The organism is Frisingicoccus sp. (assembly GCF_048388605.1).
Lineage (GTDB): Bacteria > Bacillota > Clostridia > Lachnospirales > Lachnospiraceae > Frisingicoccus.
In genome coordinates this window covers 1-20,262 of record NZ_DBGCTU010000011.1, presented here as the reverse complement: position 1 = coordinate 20,262, position 20,262 = coordinate 1, and the positions used below count along the sequence as shown (strand labels likewise).

The window sequence follows — 20,262 nt, the reverse complement described above, 5'->3', positions numbered from 1 at the left end:
ACAGTACCATGGCAATGTTAAAAGTAACAGATTTAAAGGTATATTACGGAGTTATCCAGGCAATTAAGGGAATCTCCTTTGAGGTAAATGAAGGCGAGGTTATCGCCCTGATCGGCGCCAACGGCGCGGGAAAGACAACCATTCTTCATACGATCACCGGCCTTGTGGAAGCAAAGTCGGGAACCGTTGAATTTGAAGGGACGAATATTACGAAAATGCCGGGGCATAAAATAGTCACGTTGGGAATGGCCCATGTGCCGGAAGGGCGCCGGGTATTTTCTGAATTGACGGTTTTGGAGAACCTGAGAATGGGCGCTTATACCCGAAAAGATAAAAATGAAGTGGAAAATTCCCTGAAAATGGTTTATGAGCGTTTCCCTCGATTGGAAGAACGTAAGAATCAGCTGGCAGGAACCTTATCCGGCGGCGAACAGCAGATGCTGGCGATGGGCCGGGCGCTGATGTCCCATCCGAAGATCATTCTGATGGATGAACCGTCCATGGGCTTGTCTCCGATTTTTGTTAATGAAATTTTTGATATCATCAAAGAAGTCAGCGCCAGCGGCACGACAGTGCTTCTGGTTGAGCAGAATGCAAAAAAAGCACTGGGTATTGCAGACCGGGCTTATGTATTGGAAACAGGTAAAATTGTTCTTGAGGGTGATGCGAAGGAACTGATGAATGATGAATCAGTGAAGAAGGCATACCTGGGTGAATAGGAGGGGTTCACATGAGTCATACAGTTATTACCATTGCGCGTCAGTATGGCAGCGGCGGTAAAACCATCGGTAAGATGCTGGCGGAAAATGTTGGAATTCATTTTTACAATCGGGAGATCATTCGGCTGGCCTCGGATGAGAGCGGCATTAATGAACGATTATTCGGCGCGGCGGATGAGCAGCCGAAATCAGGCATCTTAGGCCGTATTGCCAAAAAAGTGTATACCGGAGAGGTGCTTCCGCCGGACAGCGATGATTTTGTCTCAACCGATAATTTATTTAACTATCAGGCAAAAATTATCAAGCAACTGGCCGAAGAAGAATCCTGCGTCATCATCGGACGGTGCGCCGATTATGTGCTGAAGGATTATGACCACGTGATCAGCGTCTTTATCCATGCTCCGGCAGATTTCTGCTTTGAGCAGGCAATGGCAAAGAACAGCAAGACAGAGGATGAAATGCGAAAATTCATCCAGAAAAAGGATAAATACCGGGGTGATTATTATAAATATCATACCGGCCAGGAATGGTACGACGCCCGGAATTATCATCTGTGCCTGGACAGCAGCAAACTCGGCTTCGAGGGATGCGTGGAAGCCATCAAGGCTTACGCAAAAGTCAGAGGATTGGAAATGAAATAAATAGGAGGAACTGCCGCTTTACGATTTTTTATGGTAAAGCGGCAGTTCTTTATAGAGGGTTTATGTATGCTATATAAAATTTATTATCTTCCAACAATGAAGCTGGTGACAAACATTGCTAAAAATGAATTTAATAAGTCAATGGCAATCAGCATTGGATAATGTTTGGTATCAACATCAGCGGCACCTAAAACACGTCCGACATATTGCACAAGGGAACCAAACATAACAATGCCTACCAGCAGAATTGCAACTTGGCTGGCATTGATATCTCCGTTTAGTGCCAGGCTGGCTGCAGCGCCCAGACCGCCGCCTGTGGAAAGTATGCCTGCGATGATCGCTGTTGATGCAATACCTGGAAGTCCAAAGATAGCCATTACAGGTCCGAATACTGAGCCGATGAGATCTGTTAACCCGGACAGGTTGAGGATTTTGATCAAAGCAAATGCAAATAATACGTTTGGAAGCATATTATTCATGGACATTGAAAAACCGTTGCGAGCGCCTGCGACAAAACTATTAATTGGATTTACTTTTTTCTTTTTAACGGCAGCAACCTCGGCTGCATTATTTTCAGTTGTGTTACTCATTTTCAATCCCCCTTAGTTCTTTTTCTTTGTAATAAGATTAATATAAATTCTTGCCCAAAACGAAGCCAAATACTTGAAAACAAGTATCAGGATAAGAGGAAGAATCATTGGCACTTCCAAAAATCCGTGGAGCGCGGCACCGCTTGATAAATAATTTGTCAGGCAAGCTCCGCCGGTAAATTGGAACATGGAAAAAATGGTTCGTTCATTATCATTGATTTCCCCATTGTCATACAAATCTTTTGTCATTGAGGCACCGGTATCGGTGGACTGGAGTGTTGCGATCAACGCCAAGCCGCAGATTCCAGGAATACCCATCAATGGGCGAAGAATAGGGGTAAGAAGTTTTTGAGCTGCTTTTAATCCATCATAATCTTCAACAACCTTTACAACACCGAGTGCCAGCATAACCGCAGGAGTCAGTGTTAACGAGAATAAAAAACCGTCACGGGCTCCCGAGCCGCCGGTGCCGCGGAAGTTTGACGCAAGTGTACCGGCACCTTCTGAAAGGGAACCCAAACCACCGAATGCGCCAAGAACGTTCGTATAATCAAAGAATTTTATAAAGCTTTCCTGATTTTGTAAAAGCCCTGAAAAGAATATAATTGCAGCAATAAGGGCGATATATCCGCCGATACCAACCTGTAATGCAGTGTTGTTTCCAAAGTTACTTTTTTTATTACTCATATTAAAGATAAACCTCCTTATTAGAATCAAATATGGAAAAATAACCCTTTATCTTTATAGATAACGCCATCTTTCATAATAAAAGAAATATTATCACGGTGCATCACACCCATATCATTCATCGGGTTGCCGTCAATGGCAATGATATCTGCTAATTTTCCTGTCTCTATGCTTCCCAGCTTGTCATCCCAACGAATTAATTCTGCAGCATATCGTGTTGCAGAGAGCAGCACGTCCTCTTTGGAGATGCCTGCGTTCAGCATATAACTGAATTCTGCATGTTGATGTCCGTGAATACCCAATGGTGTTCCGGAATCTGTTCCAAATACACAGCGTATGCCACGTTCGTATAACATACGAATGTTTTTGGCGTGCAAAGGAGCTAAGAATTTTGCTTTTTCCACCGTTGATTCGGCAACCCCTTTATCTGCCCCATTGGCAAGTAACTGAATAACAATTAATGTAGGAACAGCGACTATATTATTTTTTTCCATATAATCGGCACACTCTTCATTTGCCATTGTACAATGTTCGATGGAGCTGACACCGGCCTTTGCAGAATCCAGAATTCCGGATGTACCGTGTGCATGGACGGAAACTAAGCAATCATGCATTTTAGCAACCTCTACAGCGGTAACGATTTCTTCATAACTCATGTTTTGCGCGCCTACAGCGCCGCTTGGGCTGGTTACACCTCCGGTCACCATAAGTTTCAGCTGATCGGCCCCGAATTTTAACATGGTTCTTGCAGCTGTACGAACTTCATCCGGGCTGTCACATGTACCAATTGGTTTTGGAACCAACTGTCCAAAGCGTTCTTGCGTATATGTGATAGCTGTGTGTCCTCCTGTTTGCGTAATTGCGTGTCCGCAGGAAAATATTCTTGGCCCCGGCATCCAACCCTGGTTAATTGCATCTCTGATAGCAGGACTTCCGGTAACTGTTGGAAAATTCATATCACGAACGGTTGTAAATCCACCTTTCAGGTTCTCACGGGCATTGCGGACAGCTTTCGTCACAACCACTTCGGGTGCTTCTGTTCTCTCAGTAATGGCTTTACCGGCCGCATATCCGATATGCACGTGCGCATCGATTAAACCCGGCATAACAAATTTGTCGCTGAGATCAATGATTTCATCATCATTAAACGAAATACCTTCAGCACTGATGACATCAACAATTTTATTGCCTTCAACGTACACCGCCTGATTCGTTTTAATCTGTCCATCTGTTGCGTCAAACAACATTCCGCAAATAAGTACTTTTGACATTTTTATCCCTCCTATATATTTATAGGAATAATTTTATCGGATGGCTTATAACAAATGTGCAACAAGAATGTAACATAAAAAAACATGCGGATATTTTTTTATGAGCATTTTTTTTGTATACAAATTAAGTAATTTTATACACATAACAAACTTAAATTTTTAAAATAATAATATTAATGTGTGCAATTTGACAATTGTTTATAAAAATGACAAGATATGTAGCACTTTTGTAACGGTTAATATAGTATAATTATTGTGAAATTTATTAAATTATTAATTTATTTTGTAGGGTAATCAGACTGTGGGAGATAAAAAAAAAGAAGATTTAATGATATTGGCACTTTGCCTGATCGCTTTGTTCTCTATTTTTGCGGGTTTAGCTGTTTCTGTTACAATGCAGAACAGGAGAAACGAATTGGAATCAGAAACTGTCGGTATATATAAAATTAACAAGCAGGAATTGCTAAAAAGTGGAAAAGAACCAATCAAGACTGCTTGGAAATATTATGAAGGCATGCATATTATTTCAGATAATCGGGATATGGCGCAAGCGGAAAAGTTGATCTATCTGCCAATGGAATGGAATATGTTCGATCCGGAGGGATGGGGCGGCGGCGGAAAGGCCAGTTATAAATTAATTTTAGAAAACCTGCCGGATGAAGAGCTGATTCTGTTTTTTAACGGGATTTCTTCGAATATGAAATTGTTTGTAAACGGTGAAGAGAAATTTTATCCCGGAATTGATGCTGTGGGGAACATTGTGTATATCGATCATATGCCGATGTGTGAAATCACAATCGAAGTGACATCGAAGTGGTTATCGGGAGTTTATGCTCAGCCCTGGCTATTCAGCTTAAAAAAATTTAATGCTTACTATAATATTGAAAACAGTGTAAGAATGATTCTTTTTGGCGGTTTCTTAATTTCTGCTCTTTTTGTAGTCATTTTACTGAGGAGAATGCAGGAAAAGAAACAATATTATTTGTTTTTAACTGTTTTTTTCGGGATAGGTTTGTTTTTTGTTTTTACAACCATTGAAACATCGGGTGGTTTTAAGGGGGTTTATGATTTTATTTCATTTGAAGAAACTCATTTATTAGCCACCGTTGTCGCCTTGTTCTTAGGTGTGAGCGTCATACGATTAGAGCAGCAATTTTATTTTAAACGTTTTAATGAAAAAATTCTCTATTTAATAACAACTGCTTTTTTTGGGGCCGTTTTTGTAAAAGTATTTATTGGAAAATTTGTAAACATGGACATTTGCGTCATTTGCTTTGCAATAATGTTTTTGTTTTATAATATTTATTGTATGTGTACAGAGTTCGCTCAGACAAAAGATTATAAGATTTTATGTATGGGTATTGCTACAATATTTGTAGAATTCAGTATTTTTATAGCGCTTGTTTTATATTATTATACATTATTTTTCTCTTTATTATTGTTATGGGTAAATCTGTTGGCCGCTGTTTTATTTTATGTGAATGTTTTGTCTTTGATTTTCGCGGAAAATGAGGATGGGGCCAAAAAGGAGAATGAAGCAAAACAAAATCAGGTTAATGCTGAGATTGCTTTTTTGTCAAGCCAGATACAACCACATTTTCAATATAATACGCTGACAACAATACAGGAAATGTGCTATACAGATCCGCTCAAAGCCGCAGATGCAATAGCTATTTATGCGTCATTTTTACGGCGAAGAATAGATTTTGAAAAATATGAGAAGCTAATTCCGTTTTCTGAAGAAATCATCAGTATAAACGAGTATATCGAGTTACAGAAGCTCCGATTTGGAGATAAAATTAAGTTTGTGACAAATTTTGAGATAACAGCTTTTTCAGTGCCGCCGCTATCCATTCAAACACTGGTAGAAAATTCAGTGCATCATGGATTGCGAAAAACAAAAGAAGGCGGCGGAACCGTATGGATTGAAACGAAACGATTCGAGGATAATATTTTAATTTTTATTATTGATAATGGTGCCGGATTTGATGTGAATTTTCTTCCCGAAACCCAGGGAAGCGGACTTAATAATAGCAGATTCAGGATAGAACAATTAACGGGTGGAAGTGTACAGATCATCAGCAAACCTGGGGAGGGGACAGAGATACAAATTATAATTCCTTATAAATCTAGTACGGGGGAGGGTAATACATGAGGATAATAGGCATTGATGATGAGATTCGTCCATTAAATGTATTAAGAATTATGCTAAAAGATGTTGAAGGGGTTGATTATGTTGCATCATTTTCGAATCCCTTGGATGCGCTGGATTATATACAACATACACATATTGACCTGGCATTTGTAGATATAGAAATGCCGGAAATGAGCGGAATTGAGTTTGCCATTGCGACAGAAGAACTGCAAAATCCGCCAATAATTATTTTTATTACTGCTTATAGTAAATATGGTGTCGACGCATGGAGTACGAATGCCATTGACTGTGTCTTCAAACCTTATAGTAAGCCCAGATTATTACGGGCTTTGGAAAAGGCTGAAAAGTTTATAAATTTCTCCGATTCTAAAGGGTACGAAGTGAGATGCTTTCCGGGATTTGATTTAATTGTCGGAGGAGAACCGGTGGTTTTCCATAGTAAACGGGCCAAAGAAATTCTGGCATATCTGGTCTTTAAACAAAACCGGTGGGTGAATATCGGAACCCTGGTTTATGATTTGTTTGGAGATACAAACGAAAAATCCAGTAAATCATATTTTCGGGTACTTTTGGTACGATTAAAAAATACACTTTCAGAAATCGGCATGAATGATATTTTGAAGACAGAGTATGGGAAGGTCAGGGTGAATATTCCGATAGAAAAATGTGATTATTATCGTTATCTTCAGGGGAGAAAAAATCTGTTTGCCGGAGAATTTTTGCAGGAATACAGTTGGGCTGAGACAGAGGCGCAGCGTTTACGGATAGAAAATAAGGATAGACTATGATTTTTAATCTTGGGGGGATAAAGAATCCATGAAGAAAATAGGATGGAATCAATCAGCCTGGTGTACGATCATCGGTGGATTTATTATTATGTCATTGATGCATTCTATGACAAAAACATGTTTTAGTTTATATATGATTCCGGTCACGGAGGAGTTGGGGACATCCCGAATGTCTTATTCTTTATGTACAGGTATTTTTAGCGTTGTTATTGCAATCCTGTCCCCGTATGCCGGACGGCTTTTGAGCAAATATGAAACAATGAAATGGTTTTTTCCCATCAGTGTTGCCGGAATGAGCATTGCATACAGTAGTTTTGGACTGGCAAAAAATATATATCAGATGTATTTTGCCTCTTTAATATTAGGGATATTTAATACGGGAGCAGTTATTATGCCAATATCCATTATTTTGGTGAAATGCTGTGATAATTATATCGGGCTGGCTATCGGTATTGCTTTTGCCGGTTCTGGGATTGGCGGCGCTTTGACAACACCTATTTTGACACGGGGCATAGAACACTACGGATGGCATGCTGCCTTTTTTGCAGTTGGTGTTATAATGCTAATCATAGAGGTTCCGGTGTCAGTGCTTATGTGCAGAGCAGTTAAAAAGCGGGAACGTGAATTGGTACAAATTGAGAAAGACAATGAATCGGCCAAAAGTTTATATATTGATAAAGGCATTCCACTAAAGAAATTAAAAAAACATACTTTTTTTTATATATATCTTTTGGGAATGTTGACATGTCTTTTTATTGCTTCAGGCGGACATTCACATTTGGCACCGTATATGTCTGAAACATATGGACTGGTATTTTCCAATGCAATAGCATCATTTTTTCTTATGATGTTAACACCTGCAAAAGTCATTCTCAGTTGGCTTTATGACAGATTAGATATGATGATTACGAATATAGGAATGCTTGTTTCATTTGCTGTAGCATATTTGCTGTTAGAGATTAATGCCGGATGGGGAATGATGTGGATTATGGCCATATTTTTTTCAATTGGTGTTTCAAGTGGTTCAATTGTACCGTCTATAGTTACGGTTAAGCTTTTTGGAAAAGAGTACTATGGAGAAGTGTTCGGCTATGTTTATCGATTTTGTATGCTTGGAAGTGTATTAGGGAGTCCGGTTTTAGCATGGATTTATGATGCAACCGGCACATATCATCTGGCATGGATGACATGCTTTATGCTTTGTCTTTTGACGGCTGTCTGTTTGTGTTATGCTGAAGTGAGTTTTATTCAGTTAAAGAAAGACCATAGCCTTGAACAAATTTTAAAAGAAAAAATGTTGAAAAAATAGTACAAAAGAAGAAGGGATTCCAATTTCTGTTTTGGGTCCCTTTTTTTGTTATGTGATCATGTTTAAATCTGAACTTTTTATGAACTTCATCCCTTTGGTTGAAATGTCTCCGCAAACGATTTATAATTAAAATATTAACATGATGCAGGAGGCGAATCCATGGAGGCTTATGTAAAGCTGGAAAATGTGACGAAAATTTACCGTATGGGCGAGATTGAAATTCATGCGGCGGACGGTATAGATTTTGAGATTATGAAGGGTGAATTTGTTGTTATTGTTGGGCCGAGCGGGGCCGGAAAGACAACGGTTTTAAATGTTTTAGGCGGTATGGATACGGCGACAAGCGGTTCCATCTGGGTGGATGGAAAGGATATTTCCCAATATCATTCGAGACAGCTTACGGAATATCGCAGAGATGACATTGGATTTGTGTTTCAGTTTTATAATCTGATCTCAAATCTCACGGCCCTTGAGAATGTGGAGCTGGCCCTTCAGATCTGCCGGGACCCTCTGGGGGCGCGGAGTGTTTTGAGAGATGTGGGTTTGGGCGACCGTATGAAGAATTTCCCTGCCCAGTTATCCGGCGGTGAGCAGCAGCGTGTATCCATAGCGCGTGCTCTGGCAAAGAATCCGAAATTACTGCTTTGTGATGAGCCGACAGGGGCATTGGATTATAACACAGGAAAAGCAATTTTGAAATTGCTGCAGGATATGTGCCGCGAGAAGGGGATGACAGTGATTGTCATTACGCATAACTCGGCGATCGCGCCGATGGCTGACCGGGTCATTAAGATTAAGAACGGTAAAGTGTCCGGGATAACCGTAAACGAGAATCCGGTATCTGTGGAAACAATAGAATGGTAATGGAGAGTGCTTATGAGAAAGAAGGCATTGGCGAAGGATTTTCGCATGGAGATTCGGAATAGCCTGAACCGATTTTTATCTATATTTTTTATCGTTGCGCTTGGCGTCGCCTTTTTTGCAGGAATCCGGGCTTCTGAGCCGGATATGCGGTATTCGGGAGATGCCTATTTTGATGCGCACAATATGATGGACATGAAGATTTTGAGTACCCTGGGGTTGACGGAGGATGACATCAAGGCGATTGGGGACGTTGAAGGTGTGGAAAAGGTTGAACCGGGGTATATGATCGATGTTCTTGCTTTGATGGGTGAGAGTGAACGGGTTGTGCATGTGGAATCCCTGCCGGAAACGATGAATCAGGTGGATGTGGCTGAGGGGCGTTTGCCGGAAAAAAAGGGAGAATGTGTTGTCGATATGGACTTGGCGGCATCCTATGATATAAAAATCGGGGATACCCTGGCATTTACTTCGGGCACGGATAAGGAGTTGTCTGAAAATCTGGCGGTGGATACATATACGGTAGTCGGAACCTGTTCCAGTCCGATGTACATATCTTTTAACCGGGGAAGCACCAATATCGGCAGCGGTGAAATCGATATGTTTGTCTATGTGACGGAGGACAGTTTTGACCAAGAGGTTTATTCCCAGGCCTATGTGACGGTGGAAGGTGCGAAGGATGCACTGGCTTTTACGGACAGCTATACGGAAATCGTTGATGAAGTCAAGGATAATGTGGAGAATATTTCGGATGTTCGCTGTGATATCCGTTATGCAGAGATTATGGATGAGGCAAACGCGGAGATCGCGGAGGCGGAGTCCGAACTGAAAGAGGCAAAAGAAGAAGCCGAATCCGAACTGGCAGAGGCGGAGCAGGAATTAAAAGACGGCGAAGCGGAGCTGGCGGACGGAAAGGCGGAACTGGCATCTTCGGAAAATGATATCCGGGAGGCAAAAAATGAACTCTATGCCAGCCGGGGTACGCTGGATGACGGCTGGAGCCAGTACAACAGCGGGAAAGCTCAGATGGAATCGGGAAAAGCGGAGTTGTCGGAAGCTGAAAAGCTGCTGGCTGAAAAGGAAGCAGAATTGAGCGACGGTGAGGCTCAGATTGCTGAGGCTGAGAAAATGCTTTCTGAAAAAGAAAGTGAATTGGCGGAAGCGGAGCAGGGGCTGGCGGATGCAAAAACGCTGCTTGCCGGACTGTCAGCGGGATGGCAGCAATATCAGGGCGGCATGTCCGGCCTGGAGACGATGAAGAATCAGCTGGCCCAACTGGAACAGTTGATTGGCGCGGGGATGGCAACGCCGGAGCAGACAGCGATGGCCGAACAGCTTCGAGGGGCGGTTGCTCAGACAGAATCCCAGTTGGCGGAAGCGAAGGCAAGTCTTGATGCGATGGAGGCTATGAGGCCGGCGGCGGAAGAGGCTTTAAAGCACGAGGCAGAAGTTGCGGCAGGCAGGGAAGAGCTTGAAGCCGGAAAAGCAGAACTGGAAACTCAGAAGGCGGAACTTTCTGCGGGACGGCAGCAGCTTGAGGCCGGAAAAGCGGAGCTGGGAACCCAGAAGACGGCGCTTGCCGAGGCCGAAAAAACCCTCGCCGATTCATATGATCAGCTGACCGGCGGGGAGAGCGCTTACACCAGCGGCTGGAGCCAGGTGTATGAGGGCGAGGCCCAGATCGCCGAAGCCTATGCGACGATCGCTGAAAATGAACAGAAACTGGCGGATGGCTGGGAAGAGTATGAAAAAGGAAAGAAAGAAGCGGAGGAAAAGATTTCCGATGCGGAGATAAAAATAATAGACGCGAAGAATGAGATCGAAGGTATTGATAAACCATCCTGGTATATCAATGATCGGGACAGTGATTCGGATTACAGCGGTTATTCGGACAATGCGGACCGTATGCGGGCCATCGGTTCCGTTTTCCCTGTGCTGTTCTTCCTTGTGGCTGCCCTTGTCAGCCTGACAACTATGACTCGAATGGTTGAGGAACAGCGTATTCAGATCGGTACATTAAAGGCATTGGGATACAGTAAATTCTGGATCGCGGCAAAATATGTGGGTTATGCTCTGGCGGCAACTCTGGGAGGTTCTGTTTTCGGCGTATTGTTTGGACAGAAAATATTCCCATATATTATTGTTACGGCGTATAAGATTATTTATATTCATATTCCGGATCTGGTTGTGCCGTATCATATGGGATATGCTTTTGCGGCATCGGGGGCCGCCATTTTATGTACTATGGTCGCAACGATCAGCGCATGTTACCGGGCTTTGCATGCCCAGCCGGCAGAATTGATGCGCCCGGAGGCGCCGAAGAGCGGAAAGAGGGTATTTCTTGAGCACATTCCATGGATTTGGGGACGGCTCAATTTCACCTGGAAATCGACGGTGCGGAATCTTTTACGGTATAAGAAACGATTTTTTATGACTATTTTCGGCATCGGAGGCTGTATGGGCCTGATGATCGTCGGATATGGTCTGAAGGATTCAATCATGGACATTGCCCGGCTTCAGTTCCGCGAGATCCAGATATATGATCTGATGGCAGTCATTGACGGAGATATTGATGAGGAAGAAAAAGAAGCCATTGATGAGAAACTTGAGTCCGACGGGCGGATCGGCTCATTTATGGACGGCTATATGCGGTTGTCGGAGATGACCTTTGGAGATGGGAAAAAGGATGTTTATCTTTACATTCCGTCGAGGCTGGACAATCTTGAGCAGTTTGTAACCTTTAGCGACCGGGTTTCCGGGGAGACATGGAATATGACGGAGGACAGCGCCATATTGACGGAGAAGGCATCCAGAGATTTGGGCATTTCCGTGGGCGATACGGTTCAGATAGAACTTGAAGATGATGAAAAGATTCAGGTGACCGTGACAGATATCTGTGAAAACTATCTGTCCCATTATATTTATCTGTCGCCGCAGCTCTATGAGAAGCTGACGGGAGAGGTGCCGTCTTATAACTGCATTTTTGCCGATATGGCGGAAGCCCATGAGGCTGAGTTAAATCAGGTTGGCGAGGAACTTCTGAAAAATGACAGTATATTGACAGTTTCCTATACAAATAATATGGAGAGCCAGATTGAAGATATGCTTGGCGTTTTGGACAGCGTTATCATTGTATTGATCATATCGGCAGGTATGCTGGCCTTTGTTGTGCTTTACAATTTGAATAATATCAACATTAACGAGCGTAAGCGGGAACTGGCAACGCTGAAGGTTCTCGGATTTTACGATATGGAGGTCGGCAATTATGTCTATCGGGAAAATATACTGCTGACAATTATCGGCGCCTTTGTCGGCGTATTTCTCGGGAAAATACTGCATCGCTTTGTCATTCAGACGGTGGAAGTGGAGATGACCATGTTCGGACGGAACATTAATATGCCGAGTTATTTATATGCGATCGGATTTACTTTCCTGTTCTCGATGCTTGTAAATTTTGTCATGTACTTTAAACTGAAAAAAATTGATATGGTGGAATCACTGAAGAGTGTGGAATAATGGAGGAAAAACATGAGTAAATATCTTGTTGTTGTGGATATGCAGAAGGATTTTATTGACGGAAGTCTCGGCTCATCGGAGGCCCGGGCGATATTGCCGAAGGTGATTGAAAAGATTAAGAATTTCCCGGGAACGGTCGTTTATACGAGAGATACCCATGAGGAAAATTACTTAGAAACGCTGGAAGGAAAAAAACTTCCTGTGGTGCATTGTGTCCGGGATACGGAGGGCTGGAAGTTCCAGGAGGATATTCAGGAACTTGTGACGGCCAACCGCAGCCTTGTATTTGATAAAGAAACTTTTGGTTCGATCCAGATGGCCGGCTGCCTTCAGGGAATTGACCGGATGGCGCCGATCGATGAAGTGATTGTCGTCGGACTTTGCACGGACATTTGTGTGATGGCAAATGCAGTACTGATTCGGACGGCGATGCCGAATACGCCGGTGCGGGTGGATGCTTCCTGCTGCGCGGGTTCGACGCCGGAGGCTCATCGCTGCGCGCTGGAGGCTATGAGATCGCTGCAGATTGATGTGGATGAATAAGGAAAAGAGCGGATAATCATGTGGATACTCCTGGCTTTTGGATCCGCCTTTTTTGCCGGGATTACGGCAATTTTGGCGAAGCTTGGAATAAAAGATATGGATTCCCATCTGGCTACGGCTCTGCGGACGGTTGTGGTGCTTATTTTTGCCTGGCTGATGGTTTTCCTGAAGGGAACCCAGTCGACGATCAGAGATATCTCCGGGGCGAGCTATTTGTTTCTCGCCCTATCCGGCCTGGCTACTGGCGGTTCCTGGCTTTGCTATTTTCGGGCGCTCCAATGCGGGGATGTGAATAAGGTCGTGCCGATTGATAAGTCGAGCACGATCCTTACAATGCTGGGTGCGTTTCTCATTCTCGGAGAGCCGATCACAGGGTATATGATTTTGGGCATGGGAGCGATCGCTGTGGGAACGGCTCTGATGATTCAGAAAAAAGCAGCGCCGGAGGCCCGTGTGCAGACAGCCGGAGCTAAAAACGATCATCGATGGCTGGTTTATGCCATTTTGTCGGCGGTATTTGCCAGCCTGACGTCGATACTCGGGAAAATCGGCATGGAGAATGTGGATTCCACCCTGGGAACAGCGCTGCGGACGATCGTTGTTTTGTTTATGGCCTGGCTGATCGTATGTATGACCCATAAACAAAAGGAAATCGGAAAAATTGACGGGAGGAGCTGGATATTCCTGATTTTGTCCGGCGTGACGACAGGGCTTTCCTGGCTCTGCTATTATCGGGCGCTTCAGACGGGGAAGGCCAGCATTGTCGTGCCGATTGATAAGCTGAGTATCGTCGTTTCAGTGGCCTTTGCCTGGATCGTTTTTAAAGAAAAGCTGTCGCCGAAGGGATTGGCCGGACTTATTTTGATCGTGGCCGGAACCTTGATTTTATTACTTTAACGGAGAAAAATAAAATGAATTTTTATATGGCGCCTTTGGAGGGCATTACCGGGTATATTTTTCGGAATGCCCATTATGATTATTTTCATCCTGCGGATAAATATTTTACGCCGTTTATCACACCGGGGCTGAACAGCCGCCGGACTTCAAAAGCGCTGCGGGATGTGCTTCCCGAAAATAACCGGGGACCGGAAATTGTGCCCCAGATTTTGACAAATCGGGCAGATGAATTTATATATACAGAAAAACAGTTAATGGATATGGGATATCAAGAGATAAATCTGAATCTGGGCTGTCCGTCGGGGACTGTCGTGGGCAAAGGCCGGGGTTCAGGTTTTCTTGCCTTTCGGGATGATCTGAACCGTTTCCTGGAGGAAATCTATCGCAATGCGGAAGTGAAAATTTCCATAAAAACCCGTCTGGGCAAGGATAGTCCGGAGGAATTTGATGCGCTGCTGGATATTTATAACCAGTATCCGCTGGAAGAGCTGATCATTCATCCGCGGACACGGGAGGAGTTTTACCGGGGCAGGCCAAATCTGGAAATGTTTCGGCTCGGACTTGAAAAAAGCCGGTGCCCGGTGTGCTATAACGGGAATATTTTTCAAAAGGCGGATTATGAGGATTTTTGCCGCCGCTTCCCGGAGGTCACATCGGTGATGATCGGCCGGGGGCTTATCGCCAATCCGGCATTGCTTGACATTATTCTTGGGGAACGGGAAATCGTGGATAAGCCGCTGCTTCGGCAATTCCATGACAGGATTTATGGGGATTATGCGGATATGCTCTCCGGGGAGGTGCCCCTCCTCTATAAGATGAAAGAATTATGGAATTATATGATCTGTCTTTTCACCAATGCAAAAAAGTATGGCAAAAAGATAAGAAAAACCCAGAGCCTGAAAAACTATAACGAGATCATCAATACCCTTTTTGAGACGGAAGAGATAATTTCGGGGGCCGGATTCGGGGTGAACGGACTCGTATAATGGAGTAATATTTCAATTGAGATAATGGGATAATTATGGTATAATTTAACCATATTAGAGAGGAGGCGCGCTAATGCCACAGATTATACCTATTAAAGATTTGAAAAATACCTCAGAAATATCCGATATGTGCCATAAATCAGAGGAACCTATTTATGTCACCAAAAATGGATATGGTGATATGGTTATTATGAGTATGGAGATTTATGAAAGTACCATGCGTCAGCTTGCAATATACAGAGATATTGAATTATCAGAACGGCAGATAGAAAATGGGCAGGTAAAGGATGCCAGGGCAGCCCTGGCAGGAATGAGGAAAAAGTATGGCCTATAGGTTGAATATTACAGAGCATGCGAATGATTTACTTGATAATATTTTGTATTATTTGATTTTTCAACTAAAAAGTAAACAGGCAACCGAACATTTAATGGATGAAATTGATAGTATATATAATCGTTTGGAACAAAATCCTCTGCAGTTTCCACTCAGCAGAGACACATATCTGGCGAGTAAGGGCTATTACGAAGCTGTTATCGGGCAGATGAATTATACCATAGTATTCAATATTAAAGCAGATGTTGTGAACATCTTAGGGATATTTCACCAACTGGAGAATTACCGGAAGAAATTATAATATCCCCAGATGCTCCAGCAGGATTTTTAAACCGATAAATATTAAAATGACGCCTCCGGCAATCTCGGCTTTTTTCTCATAGCGCCGGCCAAACTGGTGGCCGATGCCGACGCCGGCAAAGGACAGGCCGAAGGTGGTGCATCCGATGAGACAGACTGCCGGAATGATTTTAACCTGGAGAAAGGCAAAGGTAATGCCGACGGCCAGGGCGTCGATGCTGGTCGCTATGGCCAGCATAAAAAGTTCTTTTATATCCAGAAGTTCCTGCATGTCTTCGGAAGCGTCATCATCATCTCCCATAGCTTCGTGGATCATATTGATACCGATAAATCCGAGGAGCACGAAGGCAATCCAATGGTCGATACTTGTTATGTAGCTTTCAAATTGTTTGCCGAGAAACCAGCCGATGACCGGCATCAGCGCCTGGAAAACGCCGAAGAACAGGGCGATGATCCCGGCCTGACGATAGTTCATGCGCCGCATATTCAAGCCTTTGCAGATTGAAACGGCAAAGGCGTCCATCGACAGGCCGATGGCAATTAAGATCAGTTCAAACAATCCCATAAAAGTTTTCTCCTTTTATCATATCAATCAATCTTTTTGGCGATCACCGCCATACGCCCGTCTTCCTGGCTGTATTCACAGGTGGATAAAGTGATCAGCCGGTCTCCATAAACCACAGTTTCACCTGTATCATAGAGAGTCATTTGGCGAATGTTATTCATATAGTCGTTAAATTCCGCTTCATCTGCAAAATCAAAATGGCTGTAGTATCGGAAACCGTCTTCTTCTTCGGCCAGGGCTCTGGAAAGAATAACGGCCACCACAGTGTAGGTTCCTTTTTCATGAAGCGTATCGAAATAGATCGTTTTATGGGATTCAAAAAAATCCTTTTCCTTGTAATTCATCAATGGCTGGAACATGCTGTTGTCATTCATATGGTGTCCATAGATCACCAGATTTTCGCTGAGCGGATCCATCGAACAGTAGCCGTCGATAAAAGGAACGCCGGCGGCATCATATTCTCTGTTGAAGTTTGAGTGAAGATAGGTATCATTATCTTCCTTAATGTACATTACCGGGTAATCAATGGTCGTATCCGGAATCTGGATCCATCCGGCGAGATCCGGATTTTCCTCATGAAGACGGGCATAGCGCTGAAGCACTTCGCTGTTGTCGCTGCCGGTTTCATCATTTGTATCGGAATTGCCTGTTTCTTCCACAAGCAGTGATTTGATATCATTCATGTTTTCTGCCGAGACATGGCGCTCCCAGAAATACTTGCCGAGATACCCGGCGCTGCCCAAAAAGCATATCAGGGCGATAATAAAGATAAATATTTGCACTTTTTTCAAGACATAACCTCCTTTTTTTAAAATTATATCATAAATGGGCTGGTCAGTTAAAAAAAATATGTTAAAATAAGGATATAATTTTATGGGAGGAAAAGAATAATGAATGTATTAGTAATCAATTGTGGAAGTTCATCATTAAAATTCCAGTTAATTCAGTCCGATACAGAGGATGTACTGGCAAAGGGCCTTTGCGAACGTATCGGAATTGAAGGCAGCAGAATCGTATATACACCAGCAGGAAAAGACAAAATTACAATCGAATCTCCGATGCCGGATCACACAAACGCTATCAAACTTGTACTTAACTGTCTGACAGATGCAGAAAACGGTGTTGTAAAATCTCTTGAAGAGATTCATGCCGTAGGCCACCGTGTAGTCCATGGCGGAGAAAAATTTGCTTCTTCTGTTGTTGTGGATGATGAAGTTATGAAAGCCATCGACGAGTGCAGCAATCTTGCGCCGCTTCACAATCCGGCCAATCTGATCGGTATCAGCGTATGTAAAGAATTAATGCCGGGCGTACCTCAGGTGGCTGTATTTGATACGGCTTTCCATCAGACAATGCCTGAAAAAGCATTCCTCTATGGTCTGCCATATGAAGCATACACAGAGGATAAGATCCGCCGTTACGGTTTCCACGGAACATCCCACAGCTATGTGTCCAAACGTGTTGCTGAGATCCTTGGAAAGAAACCGGAAGATCTGAAGACTATCGTTTGCCATCTGGGCAACGGTTCCAGTATCTGTGCCGTAAATCATGGCAAATGTGTGGATACAACCATGGGTCTTACACCGCTGGCCGGTTTGATCATGGGAACACGCTGCGGCGATATCGATCCATCCATCCTTGAATTCTATGCTCAGAAACATAATTTAGATGTCTTCCAGGTAACAGAAATCTTAAATAAAAAATCCGGTGTTCTCGGTATCAGCGGCGTAAGCAGCGACTTCCGTGATATTGAAGAAGCGGCAGATGCAGGCAACGAACGCTGCAAATATGCGCTTGACGCTTTCAAATATCAGGTAGCTAAATTCATCGGCGGCTATGCGGCAGCGATGAACGGCGTTGACGTTATCGTATTTACAGCCGGTGTCGGTGAAAACAGCGCAACAACACGTCAGGGCGTTTGCGATTACCTCGGATATCTTGGAATTACAGTAGATGCGGAAGCTAACGGAAAACGCGGTGAAGAAATTGAGATCACAACTCCGGATTCCAAAGTTAAAGTATTTGTTGTTCCGACAAATGAAGAATTAATGATCGCAAGAGATACGGTTGCTTTAACAAAATAAGGACAGGCACTTTTGGTGCTGAAATGAATATTCTATAAGGAGACTGCAAAAAGGTCGGGGATCCTGAGATGAGGAAACGGCTTGTCTGGCTTTTTATAGGATGTTTGCTGGCGATTCCCTGTATGGGAACGCAGATTTATCAGAATTACAGGCCCTCGGCAGATTGGGAACAGTCTGCCGAGGGCCTTACTGTTCATATGAAAGAATTTGGAATGGACCGGGTCGTCGGTTTTGATGAATATGCGGTGGGAGTTCTGGCCGCAGTGCTGGATACAGATACTGAGGAAGAAACCGTGAAAGCCATGGCGGTTGTTTTGAGGACTTACATAGCCTATATGTCAGAGGGCGGCCGGACGCCGGAGGGGCAGTGGCTCGGACAGCCGTGGCTGTCGGCGGGGGAACGGCTGGCTAAGGGCATGGATGAGGAAAAACTGAGAAAAGCCGTAACGGAGACCGAGGGACGCAGAATACTCTATGACGGAGCTCCGATATTACCCCTGTATTGTCCCCTGTCCAATGGAAAAACAAGAAATTTTGCCGATGTCTGGGGCGGTGAACTGCCCTATCTGGTGAGTGTGGACAGCGCGTGGGATAAGGGCTCCGCCGATTATATGGAAAAGGTATTTTTGAGCCGGAAAAAAATCATTCGGAGTCTTGCGGAGGCTGACGGTACAGAAAATGCCTGGGAGCAGTTGTCTGAGAGTATGGTACAAATTGTGGAAAAGGATGATTCGGGATATGTACGGCAGATTCAGATCGGCGGTCAGACCTATTCGGGGGAGGAACTGCGCTGTCGGCTGGGTCTTCCCTCCGCCTGTTTTGATTATTCAGTGAGAAATGACGGTATTGAATTCACCTGTTATGGCCGCGGCCACGGCGTTGGTTTGAGCCTGTACGGCGCCGACGCCATGGCGGCGGAAGGAAAAACCTGGGAAGAAATTATTTTATGGTATTTTCCGGGAACAAGTGTATAAAGTTTGATTTCCTGGTCAAACTATAGCTACGAGGTGATAACAGGTGAAAGAAAATTTTAAAAATTATTGGAAAAAGAATGGATTTTACATGGTGCTGACCGGGGCGTTAGTGGTTGTTCTCGGCATCTCCGGTATTGCCGGATATCGCTCCGGCATGAAGGATAAAGCGGCGGCGGAAAATGCGGCGGAATTCAGTCAGGCGGAAAATGCGCCGGAAGTTTTGGATGAAACCCCGGCGGTGGCTGTGGGAAATACGACCGATATTGAGAATGCGGTGGCCGAATCTGTGGCGGAAGCGGAAGCCGCAAATGCTTCGGTCGCGGAAACCTTTGGCGACGATGCCAAAATGGTATGGCCGGTGGAAGGTGAAATCCTCAAAGAGTATTCGCCGGATAAAACGATTTATTTTGAAACGCTGGACCAGTACAAATGCAATCCGGCTCTGATGATCAAGGCCGATGTCAATCAGGAGGTTGTCGGGGCTTTTGGCGGGACTGTAGAGTCTGTCACGGAGGACAGTGTCAACGGAACAATGATCACTGTGGATATGGGAAACGGCTATAAAGCTGTTTATGGACAGATGAAAGACGTGAATGTCAAAGAGGGCGATAAGGTCGTTAAGGGTCAGGCTATCGGCAATGTCGCTCAGCCGACAAAATATTACACGGAAGAGGGAAGCCATCTTTATTTTGGAATGACAAAGGACGGCACCCCGGTAGATCCACAGAATTATCTGGAAAAATAGCGGCCGGTTTTCCAGTCACCAAATCTGAAAAACAACATAAGATATAAAGCAGGCGATGATAAGTCGGCGATACATATTGGAAAATATGCTGCCGATTCTATTACAATTATTCTGGTATTACCGGCCCGGGCCAGACATTTGAATAAATACTGTATTTTCATCGGCTGCTTTATATAGCGGGGGCTGTCGGTTAATAGACAGTTCTAAACAGGGAGGTATGTGCCTCGTCCGAGTCACATACCTCCCTGAAATTTTTCTATAAAAAGAGAAAAAGATGGCTAACGACAACCATCTCCT

20 protein-coding genes are annotated in these 20,262 nt (G+C 44.0%); 15 read left to right on the top strand and 5 right to left on the bottom strand.

Features of this window, described 5'->3' with window-relative positions; genetic code table 11:
* The first annotated feature begins 8 nt into the window (after positions 1-8).
* Together ACMN7X_RS02435 and ACMN7X_RS02430 are read left to right on the top strand one after the other, a co-directional pair.
* Positions 9-719: an ABC transporter ATP-binding protein gene (locus tag ACMN7X_RS02435; RefSeq protein WP_418745914.1), complete on the top strand. Its 711-nt coding sequence runs from the start codon at positions 9-11 to the stop codon at positions 717-719.
* A gap of 11 nt (positions 720-730) precedes the next feature.
* Positions 731-1,360 (top strand): AAA family ATPase, encoded by a 630-nt coding sequence (locus ACMN7X_RS02430; protein ID WP_418745913.1) that lies wholly within the window; start codon positions 731-733, stop codon positions 1,358-1,360.
* An 83-nt stretch (positions 1,361-1,443) separates the two neighbouring features.
* On the opposite strand, the gene ACMN7X_RS02425 is transcribed toward ACMN7X_RS02430, so the two are convergent.
* Genes ACMN7X_RS02425 through ACMN7X_RS02415 form a run of 3 tightly spaced genes read right to left on the bottom strand, consistent with a single transcriptional unit; the run spans position 1,444 to position 3,908 of the window.
* A complete protein-coding gene (locus tag ACMN7X_RS02425; RefSeq protein WP_418745912.1) occupies positions 1,444-1,950 on the bottom strand; it encodes a nucleoside recognition domain-containing protein in 507 nt (168 codons plus the stop codon).
* Positions 1,951-1,962: 12 nt separating this feature from the next.
* Entirely contained in the window at positions 1,963-2,637 is a 675-nt protein-coding gene (locus ACMN7X_RS02420; protein ID WP_418745911.1) for a nucleoside recognition domain-containing protein, read from the bottom strand.
* A gap of 26 nt (positions 2,638-2,663) precedes the next feature.
* On the bottom strand, positions 2,664-3,908 hold the full coding sequence (locus ACMN7X_RS02415; protein ID WP_418745910.1) for an amidohydrolase family protein: 1,245 nt from the start codon (positions 3,906-3,908) through the stop codon (positions 2,664-2,666).
* A gap of 301 nt (positions 3,909-4,209) precedes the next feature.
* Between ACMN7X_RS02415 and ACMN7X_RS02410 the strand changes: the two genes are divergently transcribed.
* The 10 genes from ACMN7X_RS02410 to ACMN7X_RS02365 all read left to right on the top strand — a co-directional run bounded on the left by ACMN7X_RS02410 (position 4,210) and on the right by ACMN7X_RS02365 (position 15,598).
* Positions 4,210-6,063, top strand: coding sequence for a sensor histidine kinase (locus ACMN7X_RS02410; protein ID WP_418745909.1), 1,854 nt, complete (start codon positions 4,210-4,212; stop codon positions 6,061-6,063).
* Positions 6,060-6,851, top strand: coding sequence for a LytR/AlgR family response regulator transcription factor (locus ACMN7X_RS02405; RefSeq protein WP_418745908.1), 792 nt, complete (start codon positions 6,060-6,062; stop codon positions 6,849-6,851). Before ACMN7X_RS02410 ends, ACMN7X_RS02405 begins: the two co-directional genes overlap by 4 nt.
* A gap of 28 nt (positions 6,852-6,879) precedes the next feature.
* Entirely contained in the window at positions 6,880-8,160 is a 1,281-nt protein-coding gene (locus tag ACMN7X_RS02400) for an MFS transporter (RefSeq protein ID WP_418745907.1), read from the top strand.
* A gap of 159 nt (positions 8,161-8,319) precedes the next feature.
* Entirely contained in the window at positions 8,320-9,024 is a 705-nt protein-coding gene (locus tag ACMN7X_RS02395; protein WP_418745906.1) for an ABC transporter ATP-binding protein, read from the top strand.
* A gap of 12 nt (positions 9,025-9,036) precedes the next feature.
* Positions 9,037-12,537: an FtsX-like permease family protein gene (locus ACMN7X_RS02390; RefSeq protein WP_418745905.1), complete on the top strand. Its 3,501-nt coding sequence runs from the start codon at positions 9,037-9,039 to the stop codon at positions 12,535-12,537.
* 12 nt (positions 12,538-12,549) lie between these two features.
* Positions 12,550-13,080 carry a cysteine hydrolase family protein gene (locus ACMN7X_RS02385; RefSeq protein ID WP_418745904.1) on the top strand — a complete coding sequence of 177 codons (531 nt, stop codon included), beginning with the start codon at positions 12,550-12,552 and terminating at the stop codon, positions 13,078-13,080.
* 18 nt (positions 13,081-13,098) lie between these two features.
* Complete coding sequence (locus tag ACMN7X_RS02380) at positions 13,099-13,977, top strand: EamA family transporter (RefSeq protein WP_418745903.1); 879 nt, start codon at positions 13,099-13,101, stop codon at positions 13,975-13,977.
* 14 nt (positions 13,978-13,991) lie between these two features.
* Positions 13,992-14,963, top strand: a complete 972-nt coding sequence (locus ACMN7X_RS02375) for a tRNA dihydrouridine synthase (protein ID WP_418745902.1) — start codon at positions 13,992-13,994, stop codon at positions 14,961-14,963.
* A gap of 73 nt (positions 14,964-15,036) precedes the next feature.
* On the top strand, positions 15,037-15,297 hold the full coding sequence (locus ACMN7X_RS02370) for a type II toxin-antitoxin system Phd/YefM family antitoxin (protein WP_418745901.1): 261 nt from the start codon (positions 15,037-15,039) through the stop codon (positions 15,295-15,297).
* A complete protein-coding gene (locus tag ACMN7X_RS02365) occupies positions 15,287-15,598 on the top strand; it encodes a type II toxin-antitoxin system RelE/ParE family toxin (protein WP_418745900.1) in 312 nt (103 codons plus the stop codon). The genes ACMN7X_RS02370 and ACMN7X_RS02365 overlap by 11 nt, the downstream gene beginning before the upstream one ends.
* On the opposite strand, the gene ACMN7X_RS02360 is transcribed toward ACMN7X_RS02365, so the two are convergent.
* Positions 15,593-16,162 carry a manganese efflux pump MntP family protein gene (locus ACMN7X_RS02360; RefSeq protein WP_418745899.1) on the bottom strand — a complete coding sequence of 190 codons (570 nt, stop codon included), beginning with the start codon at positions 16,160-16,162 and terminating at the stop codon, positions 15,593-15,595. The two genes, ACMN7X_RS02365 and ACMN7X_RS02360, sit on opposite strands and share 6 nt — an antisense overlap.
* Positions 16,163-16,185: 23 nt before the next feature.
* Positions 16,186-16,944, bottom strand: coding sequence for a class B sortase (gene srtB / locus ACMN7X_RS02355; protein ID WP_418745964.1), 759 nt, complete (start codon positions 16,942-16,944; stop codon positions 16,186-16,188).
* A 108-nt stretch (positions 16,945-17,052) separates the two neighbouring features.
* Here srtB and ACMN7X_RS02350 point away from each other — a divergent pair, with 108 nt between their 5' ends.
* From ACMN7X_RS02350 to ACMN7X_RS02340, 3 genes are all read left to right on the top strand, one after another.
* A complete protein-coding gene (locus ACMN7X_RS02350) occupies positions 17,053-18,246 on the top strand; it encodes an acetate/propionate family kinase (RefSeq protein ID WP_418745898.1) in 1,194 nt (397 codons plus the stop codon).
* Between the two features lie 68 nt (positions 18,247-18,314).
* Entirely contained in the window at positions 18,315-19,220 is a 906-nt protein-coding gene (locus ACMN7X_RS02345; RefSeq protein ID WP_418745897.1) for a SpoIID/LytB domain-containing protein, read from the top strand.
* A gap of 43 nt (positions 19,221-19,263) precedes the next feature.
* On the top strand, positions 19,264-19,965 hold the full coding sequence (locus tag ACMN7X_RS02340; protein WP_418745896.1) for a peptidoglycan DD-metalloendopeptidase family protein: 702 nt from the start codon (positions 19,264-19,266) through the stop codon (positions 19,963-19,965).
* The last annotated feature ends 297 nt before the right edge of the window (positions 19,966-20,262 follow it).

Excerpts from the sequence above, each read along its gene's own strand:
- ACMN7X_RS02435 (WP_418745914.1), top strand. The coding sequence starts at position 9 with ATGGCAATGTTAAAAGTAACAGATTTAAAGGTATATTACGGAGTTATC.
- ACMN7X_RS02430 (WP_418745913.1), top strand. The coding sequence starts at position 731 with ATGAGTCATACAGTTATTACCATTGCGCGTCAGTATGGCAGCGGCGGT.
- ACMN7X_RS02425 (WP_418745912.1), bottom strand. The coding sequence starts at position 1,950 with ATGAGTAACACAACTGAAAATAATGCAGCCGAGGTTGCTGCCGTTAAA.
- ACMN7X_RS02420 (WP_418745911.1), bottom strand. The coding sequence starts at position 2,637 with ATGAGTAATAAAAAAAGTAACTTTGGAAACAACACTGCATTACAGGTT.
- ACMN7X_RS02415 (WP_418745910.1), bottom strand. The coding sequence starts at position 3,908 with ATGTCAAAAGTACTTATTTGCGGAATGTTGTTTGACGCAACAGATGGA.
- ACMN7X_RS02405 (WP_418745908.1), top strand. The coding sequence starts at position 6,060 with ATGAGGATAATAGGCATTGATGATGAGATTCGTCCATTAAATGTATTA.
- ACMN7X_RS02400 (WP_418745907.1), top strand. The coding sequence starts at position 6,880 with ATGAAGAAAATAGGATGGAATCAATCAGCCTGGTGTACGATCATCGGT.
- ACMN7X_RS02395 (WP_418745906.1), top strand. The coding sequence starts at position 8,320 with ATGGAGGCTTATGTAAAGCTGGAAAATGTGACGAAAATTTACCGTATG.
- ACMN7X_RS02390 (WP_418745905.1), top strand. The coding sequence starts at position 9,037 with ATGAGAAAGAAGGCATTGGCGAAGGATTTTCGCATGGAGATTCGGAAT.
- ACMN7X_RS02385 (WP_418745904.1), top strand. The coding sequence starts at position 12,550 with ATGAGTAAATATCTTGTTGTTGTGGATATGCAGAAGGATTTTATTGAC.
- ACMN7X_RS02380 (WP_418745903.1), top strand. The coding sequence starts at position 13,099 with ATGTGGATACTCCTGGCTTTTGGATCCGCCTTTTTTGCCGGGATTACG.
- ACMN7X_RS02375 (WP_418745902.1), top strand. The coding sequence starts at position 13,992 with ATGAATTTTTATATGGCGCCTTTGGAGGGCATTACCGGGTATATTTTT.
- ACMN7X_RS02370 (WP_418745901.1), top strand. The coding sequence starts at position 15,037 with ATGCCACAGATTATACCTATTAAAGATTTGAAAAATACCTCAGAAATA.
- ACMN7X_RS02365 (WP_418745900.1), top strand. The coding sequence starts at position 15,287 with ATGGCCTATAGGTTGAATATTACAGAGCATGCGAATGATTTACTTGAT.
- ACMN7X_RS02360 (WP_418745899.1), bottom strand. The coding sequence starts at position 16,162 with ATGGGATTGTTTGAACTGATCTTAATTGCCATCGGCCTGTCGATGGAC.
- ACMN7X_RS02350 (WP_418745898.1), top strand. The coding sequence starts at position 17,053 with ATGAATGTATTAGTAATCAATTGTGGAAGTTCATCATTAAAATTCCAG.
- ACMN7X_RS02345 (WP_418745897.1), top strand. The coding sequence starts at position 18,315 with ATGAGGAAACGGCTTGTCTGGCTTTTTATAGGATGTTTGCTGGCGATT.